The organism is Brevibacterium sp. 1718 (assembly GCF_051131255.1).
GTDB lineage: Bacteria > Actinomycetota > Actinomycetes > Actinomycetales > Brevibacteriaceae > Brevibacterium > Brevibacterium sediminis.
Genome location: NZ_CP186550.1, coordinates 2,333,320 through 2,351,316, shown reverse-complemented (window position 1 = coordinate 2,351,316; position 17,997 = coordinate 2,333,320). Strand labels below are relative to the sequence as shown.

Genomic DNA, 17,997 nt, shown 5'->3' with positions numbered 1-17,997 from the left:
GCGAGTCACCTTCACAGAAACTGGCAATGCCGTTAATCTGTGCATCAGTGTCGCAGGAGTGCTGCGACGCAGCGGCGCCGACAAGGCAGTGTCGACGGCGACGCGAACCCATTGGCGTCCGTGATAACCAGAAGGCGGACAGACTGCAGAGGAAGCAGCCCCGATGAAACCGATCCGACTTGTCACCCCCGCACTGGCTGCGGTGCTCACCGTGTCGATGATGACCGGTGGTCCCGCGCTCGCCGCCGAAGCGCCATCGCTCGGCGACAGCGGCTCACCGTCACTCGACGGCGGGGGCCAGCCGCAGCCCGCGCCGACTAACGCGCCGACGAAGGAATCATCCGATTCGGATACACCGACGGAGCCTGCAGCGACCAAGGCAGCGGACTCCGCGGACGCTCCCCAGGTGAGCCGGAACGCAGGATCGACGACGAAGACGTATTCGGCCACTCCGGCAAAGGTCACAGCACTCAAACTCAAAGACTCCGAAGTCAATGTCATCGGAGCCAAGTGGACGGGAGACGACCCACGTCTCGAACTTCGCTACCGCGACTCCGGCGGCTGGTCCTCGTGGGAGACCCTGCCGGCCGACGACGGTGCCGGCCCTGACCGTTCCTCGGCTGAGGGCAAACAGGTCCCCGCAGCGGCTCAGGAAGGACGGACAGAAGCCGTGCCCGTGGTCGACTCCACCTCGGTGGAGATCCGTGCGACAGCGAAGCACGCCGACACGAATGACCTCGCAGTGACCAACGTCGCAAGCCCCGTCACCGGCGCCGACGCGGCCGCAGTGAAGAAGTCCGCCTCGGTCACCGCACAGAAGGCGACAACGCAGGTGTCCCACCACGAACTGAGGGCGAACATCGTCACCCGCCGCGAATGGGGCGCCGACGAGAAGCTCGTCCGCTGCACCACCGACAAGACGTCGACTTCGAAGGGCGTCTTCATCCACCACACCGCCGGATCGAACTCCTATACGAAGGCACAGGCCCCGGGCATCATCCGCGGCTACCTCGCGTACCACACGAAAGAACGAGGCTGGTGCGACCTCGGGTACAACTTCCTCGTCGACAAATACGGAACCATCTACGAGGGCCGTGCCGACAGCATCGATCTGTCTGTGACCGGAGCCCACGCCTCCGGATTCAACTCGTACACGATCGGCATCAGCGTGCTGGGCACCTACACAGGGTCCGCGCCGAGCACGGCAGCCCAGAATTCGGTCAAGCGGCTCATCGCGTGGAAGGCCAACCAGTACGCCTTCAACCCGACGGGAAAGATGACGCTCACCTCCGGCGGAGGAAGCACGAGCCGGTATCCCGAAGGCAGGAAGGTCAGCCTCAATGTGGTCTCCGGCCACCGGGACACGAGCTACACCGCCTGCCCGGGAAATGCCTTCTACTCCCGACTCGGATCGATCCGGTCCGGTGCGAAGTCGATGCAGTCCGATGTCGGTGGTTATCCGGTGAAGGGAGCCATCGGCACGTACTACCGGTCGCACTCCGCGCAGACGGGCGAGGCCCGCAGCCTCGAAGGGAAGCTGTCCAATCCGAACGGCGCCTATCAGCGCTTCGCCAAGGGCACCGTGTACTGGTCGTCGAAGACAGGGGCGCACCTGAACAAGGGCGGAATCCGCAACGGGTACAAGCGCGCCGGATACACCAAGGGCTTCCTCGGCTACCCCAGCAGCGATGAGAAGACCTTCAAATACCGCAAGAGCGCCTACTACCAGAACTACGAGAACGGGATGATCACGTGGTCGTCGGCGACGAAGGGACAGCCGATGCGCGGCGAGATGCTCAAGAAGTGGAAGTCCCTCGGCTGGGAACGCAGCAAGCTCGGACTGCCGAAGACGGACCAGTTCTCCTCGGCGGGCAAGATCCGTCAGAACTTCGAGCACGGGTACATGACCTACACGAAGAGTCAGGGCGTCAAGGTCTATCTCACCTGACCGAACGCAGGGGACATAGACTCGCCTCATGCACATCCTCCTCTTCGGCGCCTCCGGTCACGTCGGCACCGGGCTCGCCCAGCAGCTCAGTCCGCAGCACAGAATCACCGGCATCGTCCGCCGCACTCCGGACACGGAGACGGCGTACGAACCGGTGACTGTGCCGGACTGGGTGGACGAGCCGGAGGCGGTCACCTCGGCGCTCGCCTCCAGAGACCTGCCGCCGGTCGATGCCGTCATCGCCGCCATCGGCGGGTGGTACATCGACGAACCGGTGCTCGACCGAGGTCTGGAGAAGTTCGATGCGGACTATGACTCATACCTGCGCGGGCACTTCACAGCCTGTGCGATCTCGCAGTCCCTGGCCACCGACCGGACGAGCGCGATCCGGGGAATCGTCCACCTGGCGCTCAACGGCGTCGCCAGCGTCGAAGCGCTGGCCGGGTCAGGGGCGATCAGCGTCTTCGGCGCCGCGCAGAAGATGCTCATCGAAGTCGCCGCAGCGGAATCGACGAGTGTGGCCTTCCGCGAGCTGCGGATCATGGCTCCGATCGGCGGCGATGATCGCAATGATCTGTCCGGGGGAGTCGAAACCGTCCAACTCACCGAGGTGGCCGACGGTATCACCGCGATCCTTGACTCACCCGATCGCTTCGAGGTGAGCACCGAGATCCACGCGAACGCTGGGACCTCTGCCGGCTGACTGCTTCGACTCAGGCGCGGGTGTAGCGGAGGAAGACCTGGTCGTCCTCGGTGCGCACATCGATGAGGCGCAGATCGATCTCGGCCTCGAGCCCGGAGAAGTGGCTGCCGGGAGTGCGGATATAGCAAGGACTCACGCTCAGATGCAGTTCCGCGCCCGGATAATGCTCGAGCAGCCGGAAAGCGAGGTTCGGACCCGACTCGCACAGCAGCACCGTCTCATCGGTCGGTGCCGATTCGGGGGAGGGGGCCGTCGGCAGCGAGGCAGCCACCTCGGTGATCGTTTCTGCTGTGAAGTGCTGGGCACGATAGTCGAGGCCGCGGGCGTCGAGCTCGCTCTGCAGTGCCGTCCGATCGGACTCGGTGAGCACATGCACGGGGGTGTGCTGCAGCGTTTTGCCTGCGGCGTTGATGACGGGCAGCTGCGGATTCAGCGCGGTGCGGCGGTCGACGATGATCGCATTCGCGCTGCGTCGCAGGGCGAGGAAGCGCCGGAAGTCGGGGTCCGTGGACACCCCGGTCGACCAGCCGTTCTCGGCGAAGGATCCGTTGATCGACTGGACGAGGGAGAGGATGAGACGGCGCACGGGTTCCTGCTCTTCTGCTTCTTCGGCTCTGCTATTTCTTGACTTCGGGTGCCGGACCCATGGCGATGCGCGGGTGAGCGTCCGGATCGATGGTGCGCATGATCCACTTGAGGTCCGCCTCGTCGAGGGTGACGCAGCCGTTCGTGCCGGAATCGTGGTCGAGGTGCAGCCAGATTCCGCCGCCCTTGTCCCAGCCCAGCGGTCGGGTCTTGTCCGTCGGGGGAGTGCCGGGTCTGCGGTTGTAGTCGATGGCGATGATGTAATCGAAGACCGATTCGTAGTCCGCCCCATAGGCCACCGTCGCTGAGGAGGGCAGACGATTGTCCTGGGTGTACGGCAGGTCGGTGCCCGGGTTCGCCTTGAAACCGCCCGCGTCGCTGAGCGTGAACACTCCGATCGGCGTGGTCTTATCGCCCTCGCGGCGATCCTTCAGCCATCCTTTGGAGCCGTTGTGGGTGTCGAAGGTCTTGAGCTTCTTCCACTTCCTGTCCGTGAACTCATAGAAGCTCAGGCTCGACTTCTCCGAAGCGGCTGTCGGCGAGGTCGCGACGAGGACCTGCGAGGTCTCTGCCGGGATCTGGTCGGTGAACTCCTTCGCCAGACCGGGGACAGGGACGGGGTGGACCGGTCCGGTCGCCTCGGTGCCGGGCTGATCGGATGCAGTCGAATCCGAGTCGGCGCCGGTGGGGGAGTCCTGGGCCGGGGCTGCGAAATCACCGAAGCTCGTCTGCTGTGCCGGAGCGGCGAAACCGGCGGACTCGGCCGCCGAGGAATCGTCCGTGCCGTCGTCGGCATCGGCGCTGCAGGCGGTCACCAGCAGAGCGCAGGCGAGAAGCGCGGGCACTCCCGCGCGCCGGAGGACTCCATCGGACATGAGGTCATCATCTCACGAAGCATGAGAACTCGCCGGTAGCGACTATGCGAAAATGACACCATGAGCATTCCACCTGTGCCGAACCATCCTCCGCGCCCCGGGCGTCGGAAGCCGGCCGAGGAGTCTCCGGAGTCGATCACAACCCAGTTGTTCATCGGCGAGGATGAGTCCGCGGCCGCTGATGGCTCCACCCAAGCACTCACTCCCGCAGAACTGCAGAGGCTGCGGTCGATGGTCGAATCCGACGGCACCGATGCCACCGAGGTGCTCAGCCTCGAAGAGCTGCGCGGACTGGCCGCCGCCGATGGATATCAGACGGGAGGGCTGCCGGCCGCGCCGCGCAAGGTGAACTCTGATGATATCGCCGCTGCCGAGGCTCCCTCGGCTCCGAAACAGTGGAACCCGCTGCCCGGCTCGCAGCCGGCGCCTGCGGACGCGCACCGGGCCGAGCCGCATTCGCAGCAGCCCGAATCACACCCGCAGCAGGGAGGTCCTCACCCGCATCAGGGGCAGTGGGGCGGAGAGTTCGGTGCCGTCGGTCAGGCCGCAGCCTCTCAGCCGCAGGCTGCCGGGCCGGTGCAGTCGCCGGCGGGACCCGATCACGCTCAGCCCGGCACCGGTCGCCCCACGGGGCCCGGACACGGGCAGGCGGGCCACGCTCCCGCCTACAGCGGTGCCTATGCCGCCGGCTATGCGCCGGGCGGACCTGCCGGTCCCGGAGGACCCGGCGGACCAGGAGGGCCGGGAGGACCCGGCGGACCGGGGAATCCCGGCGGCCCGCACGGCCCCTATGGTCGGCGAAATGATACGAAGAAGGTCCCCGCGTGGCTGTGGGTGCTCGCTGCCATCGCGCTCATCCTTGCCCTCGGCATCGTCAGCTATATCGTCTGGGACTCCACCCAGGGTGACGAAACCACCACCGTCGGACCCACGGACGAACCGTCGATCGGTCAGACCGATGATCCCGAGCCGTCCGATTCGGGCAGCTCGAAGGCTCCCGTCGCCGAAGAGACCTTCACATCCCCGTCGGGGAATATCGCCTGCACCATCGACTCCGAACGAGCGCGCTGCGTGATCAAGGACTATGAATACTCACCACCGGAGAAGCCCGACGACTGCAAGCTCGACGACTGGGGCTCCATCGTCGTGGCGAACAAGGAAGGCTCAGGCTTCTCCTGCGTCGAGGCTCCCGAGAGCAACGGCCCGGCACGTGTCCTCGGCTACGGGGATTCGATCTCCGCGGCGGGGATGACCTGCACCTCCAGCGAAGAGGGCATGACCTGCAAATCCGACGACACCGGAGTCGGATTCAACGTCCGCCGCGCCTCGGTCGACTTCCTCAAGTAGGAGCCGGGAGCCGCCTCGGCGATCTTAGGATGTGGACGGGATTCGGACGGATCGCGGAAGGGGGACTACGGTGATCGTGTGGCTCATAGGTTCCTCCTCCTTCCTTGCCGCGACGAGTCCTGAACGGACAGCACGCTCGTCGCGGAGTCCTCGTATGCTGGTCAAGCGCTGAGAAACTGAGATAGAGGAACAATGAAACTGCAGAAGCCTTCTCCCATGCCGTTCGGCAAGTATAAGTCGTTCCAGGACCGCATCGCGCTGGATATGCGCGATCGCACCTGGCCCGACCAGATCATCAGCAAGGCGCCTCGCTGGCTGAGCACCGACCTGCGCGACGGCAACCAAGCGCTCATCGATCCGATGACCCCGGACCGCAAACGCAAGATGTTCGATCTGCTTGTCAAGCTCGGCTTCAAGGAGATCGAGGTCGGATTCCCGGCCGCCAGCCAGGTCGACTTTGACTTCGTCCGCGAGATCATCGAACAGGACGCGATTCCCGATGACGTCCGGATCTCCGTGCTCACGCAGGCTCGTGAGGACCTCATCGAACGCACTGTCGAATCCCTCGTCGGCGCGAAGATGCCCACCGTGCACCTCTACAACGCAACCGCGCCGGTCTTCCGCAAGGTCGTCTTCGGCTTCGACGGAGACGGCTTCGACCAGACTCGCGATATCGCATTGCAGGGCACCCAGGCCGTGATGAAGCACGCCGAGACTCTGCTGTCCGACGCGGACTTCGGCTACCAGTATTCGCCGGAGATCTTCGTCGACACCGAACCCGAGTTCGCCCTCGACATCGTCGGCAGCGTCCTCGACATGTGGCAGCCGGCAGCCGGCCGCGAGACCGTCGTCAACCTGCCGGCCACGGTCGAACGCGGCACACCGAACACCTACGCGGACCAGATCGAATGGTTCTGCCGCAATATGCCCTACCGCGACGAAGTGGCCGTGTCCCTGCACCCGCACAACGACCGGGGCACCGGCGTGGCCGCTGCGGAGATGGGAATGATGGCCGGCGCCGACCGCATCGAAGGCTGCCTGTTCGGCAACGGTGAGCGCACCGGCAATCTCGATCTCGTCACCGTCGCTCTCAACCTGTACACGCAGGGCATCGACCCGGAGCTCGACTTCTCCGATATCGACGAGGTCATCCACACCGTCACCGAGTGCAACCAGATCGGTGTCCACGAACGTCACCCCTACGGCGGCGACCTCGTCTTCACCTCGTTCTCGGGCTCGCACCAGGACGCGATCAACAAGGCCTTCGCCGACCGTGAGAAGAAGGCGAACGCCCAGGGCACCCCCGTCGACCTCATGGAATGGGACATGCCCTACCTGCCGGTCGACCCGAAGGACCTCGGCCGCAGCTACGAGGCGATCATCCGCGTGAACTCGCAGTCCGGCAAGGGCGGAGTGACCTACCTGCTCAAGAGCGAGTACGGACTCGACCTGCCGCGTCGGATGCAGGTCGAATTCTCCCGCGCCGTGCAGCAGCACACCGAAGCCGGCGGCGAGGTCTCCGCCGAGGAGATCCGCCGCATCTTCAACTACGAATACCTGCCCGCCGAAGACCCAGAGAAAGCATGGGGCCGCTTCCAGATCGTCGGTCTGCGCACCGAATCGGGCAATGTCGACGGTGGCGGCTCATCGGCGGAGCGCATCGAGGTCGACCTCATCGTCGACGGTCAGGAACGCACCTACGAAGGACGCGGCAACGGACCGATCGACGCGCTGGTGAAGATCCTCATCGACCAGTTCGACGTCGACGTGCGACTCCAGGACTACTCCGAGCACGCCATCGGCTCCGGCGCTGACACCAACGCCGCAGCCTATGTCGAACTCGCCGTCGAAGACCGCGTCGTCTGGGGCGCCGGTCTGCACCCGAACATCACGAAGGCCTCGCTCAAGGCCGTCGTCTCAGCCGTCAACCGTGCGGCTCGCGACCGCCAGAGCTGAGGCTGCGCGGTCGATCTCACAGCAGTCGCTTAAGCGCGGCGGGGTGATTCCCCGCCGCGCTTAAGCGATAATGGGCGGGTGCACAACTATCGTGATGAAGGCATCGTGCTCCAGGGGCACAAACTCGGCGAAGCCGACCGCATCGTCACCGTGCTCACTCGCAGCCATGGCCTCGTCCGCGCCGTCGCGAAGGGGGTACGCCGGACGAAATCGCGGTTCGGCTCCCGCCTCGAACCCTTTATGCTCGTCGACCTGCAATGCCATGTCGGGCGCAGCCTCGACATCGTCACCCAGGTCGAACTCGTCGAACCCTTCGCCCGCGGAATCGCCACGGACTTCGATGTCTATTCGGCCGCCTCGGTGATGGCCGAAACGGCGCGCAGCATCACCGAAGCCGAGCCCCAATCCCGCACGCATTTCCTCCTCCTCGTCTCTGCGATCCGCTCGCTGTGCAACCGCGAACACCCGCCGAGGCTGTCCCTCGATGCGTACCTGCTGCGCGCGATGTCCGTGGCCGGGTGGGCACCGAGCCTGCTCGACTGCGCCCAGTGCGGGAATCCCGGACCCCACCGCGCGTTCTCCGCAGCCTTGGGCGGGGCCGTGTGCACGAACTGTCGCCCCTCCGGTGCGGCACTGCCCGACACCGATGCGCTCGAGCATATGGCCGCGCTCCTGTCCGGCGACTGGGAGCGTGCCGAGGCCTCCGACCTGCACGATCAGATCGACGGGTCGAAGCTGGTCTCGGACTGGGTGTCCTGGCACCTCGAGCGCAATATCCGATCACTGAGAATTCTGGAGAGCACATGAGCTACCCCGCACCACCGGCCCACCCCAGCGGAGCGAGACCTCCGCGCATCGACGCGAAGTTCGTGCCCCGGCACGTCGCGATCGTCATGGACGGCAACGGTCGGTGGGCGAATCAGCGGGGGCTGCCGCGCACGGAAGGGCACAGAGCCGGGGAAGCTTCGCTGCTCGACGTCATCCACGGTGCGATCGAGGTCGGCGTGGATTATCTGTCGGCGTATGCGTTCTCGACGGAGAACTGGAAGCGCTCACCCGAAGAGGTGCGCTTCCTCATGGGGTTCAACCGTGACGTCATCCGCCGCCGTCGCGATGAGCTCAACGCCCTGGGCGTGCGGATCGTGTGGTCCGGCCGGCGCGGACGGCTGTGGCGTTCGGTCATCGACGAACTCGAGACCGCCGCGGAGATGACGAAGAACAATACTGGTCTCGTGCTCCAGTTCTGCGTGAACTACGGTGGACGCTCCGAGATCGTCGACGCGATCAATGAGATCACCGCCGAGGTGGCCGCCGGGAAGCTCAAACCCGGCAAGGTCTCGGAGAAGACCGTCCGCTCCCGCCTCTACGCACCCATCGTGCCCGACGTCGACCTGTTCATGCGGTCCTCGGGGGAGCAGCGGACCTCGAACTTCCTGCTCTGGCAGTCAGCCTATGCCGAGATGGTCTTCCAGGATGTGCTGTGGCCCGACGTCGACAGGCGCACCCTGTGGGCGGCGATCGAAGAGTACGCCCGCCGCGACCGTCGCTTCGGCGGAGCCGTGGACACGCCTACGGCCTGACGCGAAGGCTGAGGACTGAGTCGCAGCTTCCACGGGCTTCTGAGGCTCGGCCGGCACGTTCCACTCTGCTGACGACGAGGGCCCCGCAGCATCTTGCTGCGGGGCCCTCGTCATGGTTTCTCGGCCGGATCGGCGCTTCACCGTTCTCACGACTCCGGGGGAGTCACGGTCATGACGCGATCGGTTCAGTAGTGGTCGCGGGAGCGGTCGCCTCGTCCGCCGAACTTCTTGCCGCCGCCTCGGCGATCACCGCGGAAGTTGCGGCCGTCACCGGGCTGCTTGTCGAAGTTGCGCTTCTTGAACGGGCGTCCCGGGCGACCGGAATCCGGACGGATGTCGATGGGACGGCCCTGGATCTCGGTGTGGGAGAGCTTGCGCAGCACCGACGGGTCGAGGTCCTTGGGCAGGTCGACGAGTGTGTGGTTCGAACGGATGTCGATATGGCCGATCTGCTTCGAGGTGATTCCACCTTCGTTCGCGATCGCACCGACGACGGCGCCCGGCTGCAGGCGCTCGTTTCGTCCCAGGGCCAGACGGTAGGTCGTCATGTTCTCATCACGGGCACGTCCGCCACGGCCCGGACGGCAGCCGTCACGACCGCCGTCGCGGTCACGGTCACGTCCCTGACGACGTGCCGGTTCGGGCATCGGCTCGGCCTTGAGCGTGTTCGACTCGAGGACGAGGGACGCCAGCGCGGCGGCGATGTTCGAGGCCGGCACATCACGGGAGAGCGAGTACGCCTCGATGACGTCGGTGAGTTCGGACAGTTCGGTCTGCGCGAGCACATCGTCGATGCGCTTCGTGAACTTGTCGACGCGAGTGTTCGTCAGCTCTTCGACGCTGGGCAGGGTCAGCGGTTCGACCTTCTGCTTCGTGGCGCGCTCGATGGAGCCGAGCATGCGCTGCTCGCGCGGAGTGACGAAGAGGATCGCCTCACCGGAGCGTCCGGCACGACCGGTGCGGCCGATGCGGTGGACGTAGGATTCGGTGTCGTGCGGGATGTCGTAGTTGACGACGAGCGTGATGCGCTCGACGTCGAGACCGCGGGCGGCCACATCGGTGGCGACGAGGATGTCGATCTTCGCCTCACGCAGCATGTCGATCGTGCGCTCACGAGCCTGCTGCGGGATGTCGCCGTTGATCGCGGCGGTCTTGAACCCGCGGGCACGCAGCTTCTCGGCCAGCTCCTCGGTGGCCTGCTTGGTACGCACGAACATGATGATGCCCTCGTACTCCTCGACCTCGAGGATCCGGGTCAGCGCATCGAGCTTGTGCGAGTGCTGAACCATGAAGTAGCGCTGGCGGATGTTCGCACCGGTCTGCGACTTCGCGGCGATCCGGACTTCCTTCGGGTCGTCCAGGTACTTGCCGGTGATCCGGTGGATCGAGGACGGCATGGTGGCCGAGAACAGTGCGACCTGACGGTCGGGACCGACCTGGCTGAAGATCTCTTCGATGTCTTCGGCGAAGCCCATCTTGAGCATCTCGTCGGCCTCATCGAGGATGAGGTGCTTGAGGCTGCCGAGTTTGAGCGAACCCTTCTTGAGGTGATCGATGACACGACCGGGGGTGCCGACGACGACCTGCGCACCACGGCGCAGACCGGCCAGCTGCGGGCCATAGGCCTGACCGCCGTAGATCGGGAGCACGGAGAAGTCGGACAGCTCCGTGGCGTAGGAGGTGAACGCCTCGGCGACCTGGATCGCGAGTTCGCGGGTGGGGGTGAGTACGAGAGCGAACGGGCCGTCGTCGGCGCGCCCCGCCTCGGCGAGGTCGGACAGGGCCGGCAGGGCGAAAGCCGCGGTCTTGCCGGTTCCGGTCTGGGCCAGACCGATGACGTCACGGCCCGACAGGAGGGTCGGGATCGTCTCGGCCTGGATGGGGGTGGGGATCTCGTAGCCCTGCGCCTCTACGGCCTTGAGCACGAGCGGGTGGAGTCCCAGTTCGGAGAATCTCGGAGTGGTTTCGTCGTTTGCGGACACATCGGTCATGAGTGATCTCTCTCACGTCGGCACACACTTGATCGCAGATGACTGTAGTGGCGATCTACCCTGCGGCCGCTTGTGCAATCATCGTGAGCAATCCGGGCCGAAACCGTAGAGATCCAAGAACTCGCTTGGACAGACGTGAAGACGTCGGTACGGAGAAAGGTTTGGGTGTACCCCAAGTCTACATGCCACATCCTCGCCGAGGCGGTCCCGGAGTGGGAATCCGAGTGTGAGATCAGTCGCCTCCGGTGGTCTCCTGCCGTTGCCGAGGTCGGGCGTCAGGGAGGGCCGGGTCGGCGTTGAGGAAGCGAAGGCGTGACCAGTTAGGCTGGTACCTGCGAGCCACGGCAGCCGGCCGTCGGCGAACTGAAACAAGGAGAGAACTAGTGGCACAGTCCAAGTTGGATGCCGTCATCGCCCTGGCCAAGCGCAGAGGATTCGTCTTCCAAGCAGGAGAGATCTACGGCGGTTCCCGCTCGGCATGGGACTACGGGCCCTTGGGCGTGGAGCTCAAGGACAATATCAAGGCCCAGTGGTGGCAGCAGTTCGTGCGCGGTCGCGAAGACGTCGTCGGCCTCGACTCCTCGATCATCCTGCCCAAGCGCGTCTGGGAAGCCTCCGGCCACGTCGCTACCTTCGTCGATCCTCTCGTCGAGTGCCTCAACTGCCACAAGCGCCACCGCGAGGACCACCTCGTCGAGGCGTATGAGGCGAAGAACAAGAAGGCTCCGGAGAACGGCATGGCCGATATCGTCTGCCCCGACTGCGGAACCCGCGGTCAGTGGACCGAGCCGCAGGAGTTCTCCGGTCTGGTCAAGACCTTCCTCGGACCCGTCGACTCCGAAGCCGGACTCCACTACCTGCGTCCGGAGACCGCGCAGGGCATCTTCGTGAACTTCAACAATGTGCTCACCGCTGCCCGGAAGAAGCCGCCGTTCGGCATCGGCCAGATCGGCAAGGCCTTCCGCAACGAGATCACCCCCGGCAACTTCATCTTCCGCACCCGTGAGTTCGAGCAGATGGAGATCGAGTACTTCGTCCACCCGGACGAGGCCGATGACTACTACAAGCAGTGGGTCGAAGACTGCTGGTCCTGGTTCCTCGATCTCGGCATCTCCGAAGACAACGTTCGCCGCCTCGACGTTCCCGCCGAGGACCGTGCGCACTATTCGGCGGGCACCATCGACATCGAATACCGCTTCGGCTTCCAAGGGTCCGAGTGGGGCGAGCTGATGGGTGTGGCCAACCGCACCGACTACGACCTCGGCACTCACACGGAGGTCTCGGGGGCGAAGCTGCAGTACTTCGACCAGGCCAGCGGAGACCGCTACACCCCATATGTCATCGAACCCTCCTTCGGCCTGACCCGGTCGATGATGGCCTTCCTCGTCGAGGCCTACAGCGAGGACGAGGCGCCGAACACGAAGGGCGGCGTCGACAAGCGCGTCGTGCTCAAGCTTGATCCGCGTCTGGCCCCGGTCAAGGCTGCGGTGCTGCCGTTGAGCCGCAACGAGAAGCTGACACCGGCGGCGAAGGATCTCGCTGCGACGCTGCGTCGACGCTGGAACATCGACTTCGATGATGCCGGTGCCATCGGCCGTCGCTACCGTCGCCAGGACGAGATCGGAACGCCGCTGTGTATCACCGTCGACTTCGACACCCTCGATGATCAGGCAGTGACGATTCGCAAGCGTGATGACATGAGCCAGGAGCGCGTGAGCATCGATCAGGTGGAGAACTACCTGGCCGACCACCTCGCCGGAGCCTGACCCCAATTACTACCTGACGGCGGCCCAGCAACCTGGCGCCAGGTTGCTGGGCCGCCGTCAGGTAGTTCTGGGCTGGCTGCCTCGGTGAGCACCAGCCGCCATTCCGCCCTGGTCGACCGCCCCGCATCTGTCCGGTCAGCCGTCCCTGAAGGATCGCCATGCATATGACGTCCACACACGAACCGAAGGCCTCGCCGAAGGTTCGTCTGATCATGCTCGCCTGCCTCATCCCGCTCATTGTCGTCACGATCGCCGGACTCTTCGTACTGTGGCCGTCGGGACCCGACAAGGATCTGCCCGGTGGCGGGCCGACGACGAACACTGCCGAGGGGACCACCGACACGAAGGTCACCGTCACCGCCGTCGACGCTTCGGACTGCGACCCGGGGGAGACGGACCCGATGGTCCGCGCCGACTGCACGACATACACCGTGGAGGCGGACGGGCAGGAAGGCAGCCTCTACGTCACCCCCGACGCGGTCAAGGCCGGCGTCGATGTCGGAGACACGATCAAGGTCCTCGACTTCACGAAGTCACCGGACCGGGCGGAGATGGGCACCGACTACGTGTTCATCGATTTCGACCGGAACGTGCCGATGCTCGCCCTGGCGATCATCTACGGGATCGTCGTCCTCCTCGTCGCCGGTCTGCGGGGACTGCGCGCACTCATCGGACTCGGCTTCGCCGGTGCCGTGCTGTTCGTCTTCATGCTTCCGGCGATGCTCGACGGCAAACCGCCGGTGCTGGTGGCGATGGTCTCGGCGAGCCTGATCATGGTCATCGCGCTCTACCTGGCACACGGAATCTCGACGCGGACGTCGACGGCGCTGTTCGGAACGGTGCTCGGCATCGTCATCACGGGCATCCTCGGTGCGTGGATGACGTCCTGGGCGAATCTGGGCATCGCCTATTCGGAGGACGGGTATCTGCTGGTCGATACGACCGATCTGGCGATGACAGACATCATCGTGTGCGCGATCCTCATCACCGGACTCGGAGTGCTCAACGACGTCACGATCACACAGGCTTCGGCGGTGTGGGAGCTGGCAGCCGCGGCCCCGGAGATGAAGCCCGGTCAGCTGTTCTCCCGGGCGATGCGCATCGGGCGTGACCATATCGCCTCGACCGTCTATACGATCACGTTCGCGTATGTGGGCTCGGCGCTGATGACGCTCATCATCGTCTCCGCGCACGATCAGCCGCTGTTCGACACGTTCACACTCGGAGACATGTCGGTCGAGGTGGTGAGCATCCTCGTGTGCTCCATCGGTCTGGTCATCGCGATCCCGCTGACGACCGGACTCGGTGTCCTCGTGGTGAAATCGGGAGTGCGACCGCCGAGGCGGACCACCGGATCCGCTGCTGCGCCCGGCACGATCACGGCTGCGGACCCAGGCACGATCACGGCGGCGGACCCCGCCGAGGAGCGGCCGCCGATGACCCGTCGCGAGGCCCGTGAACGCGACCAGAACCGCTGAACTTAGCCCCGGAACTACCTGACGGCGGCCCAGCAACCTCGCGCGAGGTTGCTGGGCCGCCGTCAGGTAGCAATTGGGGTCAGAACATTGTCCAGGCTTCCTGCAGGACGCCGCGGATGATCTGCTCCATCTCGTCGAACTCGTTCTGACCGACGGTCAGCGGAGGCGAGAGTTGGATGACCGGGTCGCCGCGGTCGTCGGCGCGGCAGTACAGACCGCTGTCGTACATCTTCGCCGACACGAAGTTCTTGAGGATCCGCTCGGACTCCTCTTCGGTGAACGATTCCTTCGTGTCCTTGTCCTTGACGAGTTCGATTCCGTAGAAGAATCCCTCACCGCGGACGTCGCCGACGATCGGCAGGTCCTTGAGCTTCTCGAGCGTGAACTTGAACGCCGCAGCATTCTCGTGCACGTGGTCGTTGAGCTTCTCCTCTTCGAAGACGTCGAAGTTCGCCATCGCCGCGGCACAGGCGACGGGGTGACCGCCGAAGGTGTAGCCGTGGTAGAAGGTCTCGTCTCCGCCGGGGCCGAAGGGCTCGAAGAGCCGATCGGAGGCGATCATCGCACCCAGCGGTGCATAGCCGGAGGTGATGCCCTTGGCCGAGGTGATGATGTCGGGAACATAGCCGAAGTCGTTGCAGGCGAACATGTCGCCGATGCGGCCGTAGGCGCAGATCGTTTCGTCCGAGACCAGCAGCACATCGTACTCGTCGCAGATCTCGCGGACCCGCTCGAAGTATCCGGGAGGCGGCGGGAAGCAGCCGCCGGAGTTCTGCACGGGCTCGAGGAAGACGGCGGCCACGGAGTCGGCACCTTCGAACTCGATGGCCTCACCGATGCGATCGGCGGCCCAGCGGCCGAAGGCCTTCTCATCGTGGGCGAGGTGCTCAGGTGCCCGGTAGAAGTTCGTGTTCGGCACCTTGTGCGCACCGGGGACCAGCGGAGCGAACTGCTCCCGCAGACCCGGCAGCGAGGTCACCGACAGCGCACCGTGCGGCGTGCCGTGGTAGGCGGTCGCCCGCGAGATGATCTTGTGCTTGCCGGGTTTGCCGACGAGTTTGAAGTAGTTCTTCGCCAGCTTCATCGCCGACTCGACCGAGTCGCCGCCGCCGGATGTGAGGAAGACCCGGTTGAGATCGCCCGGCGCATAGCTGGCCAGACGTTCCGAGACCTCGATCGCCTGCGGGTGGGCGTACGACCACAGCGGCATGAACGGCAGCTTGAGCGTCTGGTCATACATCGCCTTCGCGATCTGCTCACGACCGTGCCCCACCTGAACGGTGAACAGGCCGGCGAGGCCGTCGAGGTACTTCTTGCCCTTGTCGTCGAAGATGTGGTGGCCCTCGCCGCGTACGATGACCGGCGCCTCACCACCGTTGAACAGTGCTTGGTGTGGTGACATGTGCATCCACACGTTGTTGCGGATGGCATCCTGATAAGGAGTGCCGGCCCTGGTGACATTGTCTGTCATCGCGTCCCCCAGTTGTATTTCTGCTTTTCGAGTGAGAGGTACATGAAGAGCTCCGTATCCACGACGGCATCGATCGAGCGGAGCTCCTCATTGACGAACTCGATCAGATGCCGATCCGATTCACACACGATCTCGACCAGGAGGTCGAACGAACCGGCGGTGACGACGAGGTAGTCGATCTCGTCGTAGTCGTGCAGCTTCTCGGCGACCGCGGAGATGTCCCCGCGGACCTTGAGCCCCACCATCGCCTGCCGCGCGAATCCCAGACTCAGCGGGTCGGTCACGGCGACGATCTCCATGACACCCGAATCGATGAGCCGCGACACCCGCTGGCGCACGGCGGCCTCGGACAGGCCGACGGACTTGCCGATGGCCGAATAGGATTTCCTTCCGTCGTGTTGCAGCTCGACGATGATCGCCTTAGATTTCTCGTCGAGATTCCCCAGTCGGGAACCGCTGCCGTTCGGCAGAAGCGGGTCCATTCTTCACCTCCGTGATGTGCGTCTCAGAACAATCTATCACCGAATCTGCTGAAATGCGCTGTTGTGTATGCGAATTCAGTCGAAACTGAAAATGTTTGGTTCTGGATTCGTCAATATCGCCGAGGTGGCCGACGGGTATCCATGCCGAGCACCGTTGCCGCGACGCCCGGATACGCCGCCGTCGTCCACCTGTACCCGCAGTTTGCCGACCGTGTGATACTGCAACTCGCCGACCACCCGAATCGGTCGTTCGCCGACCGCCCGAAATCGTCGTTCGCGGATCACTGGGGCGGCCGCTCGGCGGTCGCCCGGATCCCTGTTGTGAAGGACTGTGAACCGCCGTTGCGAAGGCCCGCCGATCCCCGCGGGTGCGCGGATCGGCAGACCGTCGACAACACGCGCATCGACAGTGATTGACAGTATGTGAGCGAGATCACCACACTGGGATTATGAATGAGGGTGAGCTGTTCTACGGCGGCGATGACAATCGCCCGGATGTGCACGGGATGCGTCCCGGAGCCGAGCAGGGGCAGGCCGGCAAAGAGGTCAAGGCGCGCCCGCAGCCGGTTCCCGGCGAAGTCGATACGATCGGCGCGAACGAACTGTCGTTCAGCGCCGAGGAGTACCTCGGGCGGATCGCCTCGGTGCGCAACCGCATGCTCGACCAGGGCCTGGCCGCGCTCGTCGTCACCGACCCGGCCAACATCTACTACCTCACCGGCTACAACGCGTGGTCCTTCTACACCCCGCAGCTGCTCTTCGTGCCGTCGTCGGGACCGATGACGCTGTTCATGCGCGATATGGACGCACGGGGAGCCTCGCATACCTCCTGGCTGCCGCCCGAGGACATCGTCGGCTATCCCGAACGCTATGTGCAGCGTCCGCATATCCACCCCTTCGACTGGGTCGCCTTCGCCCTGCGCCAGCGGTGGGAGGTCGCCCGTGCCTCGACTTCTCCGGTCGGGGTGGAGATGGATTCGCACTTCTTCTCCCCGCGAGCCTTCCGGGCCCTGGTCAACGGCGTGCCCGAATGGCGCCTCGTCGACTCTTTCGAACTCGTCAACTGGATCCGCGCGGTCAAGTCTCCGGCGGAGATCGCGCTCATGCGCAAGGCCGCAAAGGTGACCACCGCCGCCATGGACGCGGCACTGGGCACGATCGGCGTCGGCGTCGGCCAGAACGAAGTGGCGGCCGCGATCTCTGAAGCCCAGACCCGAGGAGGCGACGGAGTCTGGGGCGACTATCCCTCGATCGTCCCGCTCATGCCCACCGGAGAAAGCGCGGACACCCCGCATCTGAGCTGGACCGATCGGAAGTTCGAACGCGACGAATCGGTGAGCATTGAACTCGCCGGAGTCCACCGCCGCTACCATGTTCCGCTGGCCCGCACCGCGGTGACCGGGCGACCGAAGCAGGAGCTCGTCCGTCTCGAAGGCGTGGTCGCCGAGGCGCTGTCCGCGGTCCTCGACGTCGCCGCCCCCGAGGTGCCCACCGCGGAACTCGCCCGCACCTGGAATCGCGTGCTCGCCCTGTCGGGACTGGAGAAACCCAGTCGTCTGGGGTACTCGATCGGGATCGGCTACCCGCCCGACTGGGGCGAGCGGACGATCTCGATCCGCACCGAGGACGACCAGATCCTCGAGGCGGGAATGACCTTCCACCTCATCGGCGGAATGTGGATGAACGGCTACGGAATCGAGCTCTCGGAACCGGTGCTCATCACCGACACCGGCTGCGAACCGTTCACCCATTTCCCGCGTGAGATCATCCGCGTCTGAGGCGTTCCGCGGCCGCCCCTCGGGCACAGCCCGCCTC

Annotated in this window: 15 protein-coding genes; 10 read left to right on the top strand and 5 right to left on the bottom strand. The window is 65.0% G+C overall.

Features of this window, described 5'->3' with window-relative positions; genetic code table 11:
• Window positions 1-163: 163 nt before the first annotated feature.
• Window positions 164-1,948, top strand: a complete 1,785-nt coding sequence (locus ACOZ9V_RS10590; protein WP_434589808.1) for an N-acetylmuramoyl-L-alanine amidase — start codon at window positions 164-166, stop codon at window positions 1,946-1,948.
• Window positions 1,949-1,976: 28 nt separating this feature from the next.
• Window positions 1,977-2,651 carry an NAD(P)-dependent oxidoreductase gene (locus ACOZ9V_RS10585; protein WP_434589805.1) on the top strand — a complete coding sequence of 225 codons (675 nt, stop codon included), beginning with the start codon at window positions 1,977-1,979 and terminating at the stop codon, window positions 2,649-2,651.
• Window positions 2,652-2,661: 10 nt separating this feature from the next.
• Here the strand turns inward: ACOZ9V_RS10585 and ACOZ9V_RS10580 are convergent, their stop codons facing one another.
• Together ACOZ9V_RS10580 and ACOZ9V_RS10575 are read right to left on the bottom strand one after the other, a co-directional pair.
• A complete protein-coding gene (locus ACOZ9V_RS10580) occupies window positions 2,662-3,237 on the bottom strand; it encodes a hypothetical protein (protein ID WP_434589802.1) in 576 nt (191 codons plus the stop codon).
• Window positions 3,238-3,268: 31 nt separating this feature from the next.
• Window positions 3,269-4,111, bottom strand: a complete 843-nt coding sequence (locus tag ACOZ9V_RS10575; protein WP_434589800.1) for a L,D-transpeptidase family protein — start codon at window positions 4,109-4,111, stop codon at window positions 3,269-3,271.
• 60 nt (window positions 4,112-4,171) lie between these two features.
• Between ACOZ9V_RS10575 and ACOZ9V_RS10570 the strand changes: the two genes are divergently transcribed.
• From ACOZ9V_RS10570 to ACOZ9V_RS10555, 4 genes are all read left to right on the top strand, one after another.
• Complete coding sequence (locus tag ACOZ9V_RS10570; protein ID WP_434589797.1) at window positions 4,172-5,458, top strand: DUF6636 domain-containing protein; 1,287 nt, start codon at window positions 4,172-4,174, stop codon at window positions 5,456-5,458.
• Between the two features lie 192 nt (window positions 5,459-5,650).
• Window positions 5,651-7,414, top strand: coding sequence for a 2-isopropylmalate synthase (gene leuA / locus ACOZ9V_RS10565; protein WP_434589794.1), 1,764 nt, complete (start codon window positions 5,651-5,653; stop codon window positions 7,412-7,414).
• Window positions 7,415-7,492: 78 nt separating this feature from the next.
• On the top strand, window positions 7,493-8,221 hold the full coding sequence (recO, locus tag ACOZ9V_RS10560; protein ID WP_139469816.1) for a DNA repair protein RecO: 729 nt from the start codon (window positions 7,493-7,495) through the stop codon (window positions 8,219-8,221).
• Window positions 8,218-8,994 (top strand): isoprenyl transferase, encoded by a 777-nt coding sequence (locus ACOZ9V_RS10555; RefSeq protein WP_139469817.1) that lies wholly within the window; start codon window positions 8,218-8,220, stop codon window positions 8,992-8,994. The genes recO and ACOZ9V_RS10555 overlap by 4 nt, the downstream gene beginning before the upstream one ends.
• Window positions 8,995-9,179: 185 nt before the next feature.
• Here the strand turns inward: ACOZ9V_RS10555 and ACOZ9V_RS10550 are convergent, their stop codons facing one another.
• Window positions 9,180-10,985 (bottom strand): DEAD/DEAH box helicase, encoded by a 1,806-nt coding sequence (locus ACOZ9V_RS10550; protein WP_434589789.1) that lies wholly within the window; start codon window positions 10,983-10,985, stop codon window positions 9,180-9,182.
• A gap of 383 nt (window positions 10,986-11,368) precedes the next feature.
• On the opposite strand from ACOZ9V_RS10550, the gene ACOZ9V_RS10545 reads away from it, so the two are divergent.
• Window positions 11,369-12,751 (top strand): glycine--tRNA ligase, encoded by a 1,383-nt coding sequence (locus ACOZ9V_RS10545; RefSeq protein WP_139469819.1) that lies wholly within the window; start codon window positions 11,369-11,371, stop codon window positions 12,749-12,751.
• A 164-nt stretch (window positions 12,752-12,915) separates the two neighbouring features.
• Complete coding sequence (locus ACOZ9V_RS10540) at window positions 12,916-14,229, top strand: YibE/F family protein (RefSeq protein WP_434589786.1); 1,314 nt, start codon at window positions 12,916-12,918, stop codon at window positions 14,227-14,229.
• 79 nt (window positions 14,230-14,308) lie between these two features.
• Here ACOZ9V_RS10540 and ACOZ9V_RS10535 read toward each other — a convergent pair whose 3' ends face one another.
• Both ACOZ9V_RS10535 and ACOZ9V_RS10530 read right to left on the bottom strand, forming a co-directional pair.
• Complete coding sequence (locus tag ACOZ9V_RS10535) at window positions 14,309-15,700, bottom strand: aspartate aminotransferase family protein (RefSeq protein ID WP_169252425.1); 1,392 nt, start codon at window positions 15,698-15,700, stop codon at window positions 14,309-14,311.
• Window positions 15,697-16,182 carry an Lrp/AsnC family transcriptional regulator gene (locus tag ACOZ9V_RS10530; RefSeq protein ID WP_101547408.1) on the bottom strand — a complete coding sequence of 162 codons (486 nt, stop codon included), beginning with the start codon at window positions 16,180-16,182 and terminating at the stop codon, window positions 15,697-15,699. Before ACOZ9V_RS10530 ends, ACOZ9V_RS10535 begins: the two co-directional genes overlap by 4 nt.
• 141 nt (window positions 16,183-16,323) lie before the next feature.
• On the opposite strand from ACOZ9V_RS10530, the gene ACOZ9V_RS10525 reads away from it, so the two are divergent.
• Both ACOZ9V_RS10525 and ACOZ9V_RS10520 read left to right on the top strand, forming a co-directional pair.
• Complete coding sequence (locus ACOZ9V_RS10525) at window positions 16,324-16,599, top strand: hypothetical protein (protein ID WP_181270585.1); 276 nt, start codon at window positions 16,324-16,326, stop codon at window positions 16,597-16,599.
• 32 nt (window positions 16,600-16,631) lie between these two features.
• On the top strand, window positions 16,632-17,960 hold the full coding sequence (locus tag ACOZ9V_RS10520) for a M24 family metallopeptidase (protein WP_434589781.1): 1,329 nt from the start codon (window positions 16,632-16,634) through the stop codon (window positions 17,958-17,960).
• Window positions 17,961-17,997: the final 37 nt, after the last annotated feature.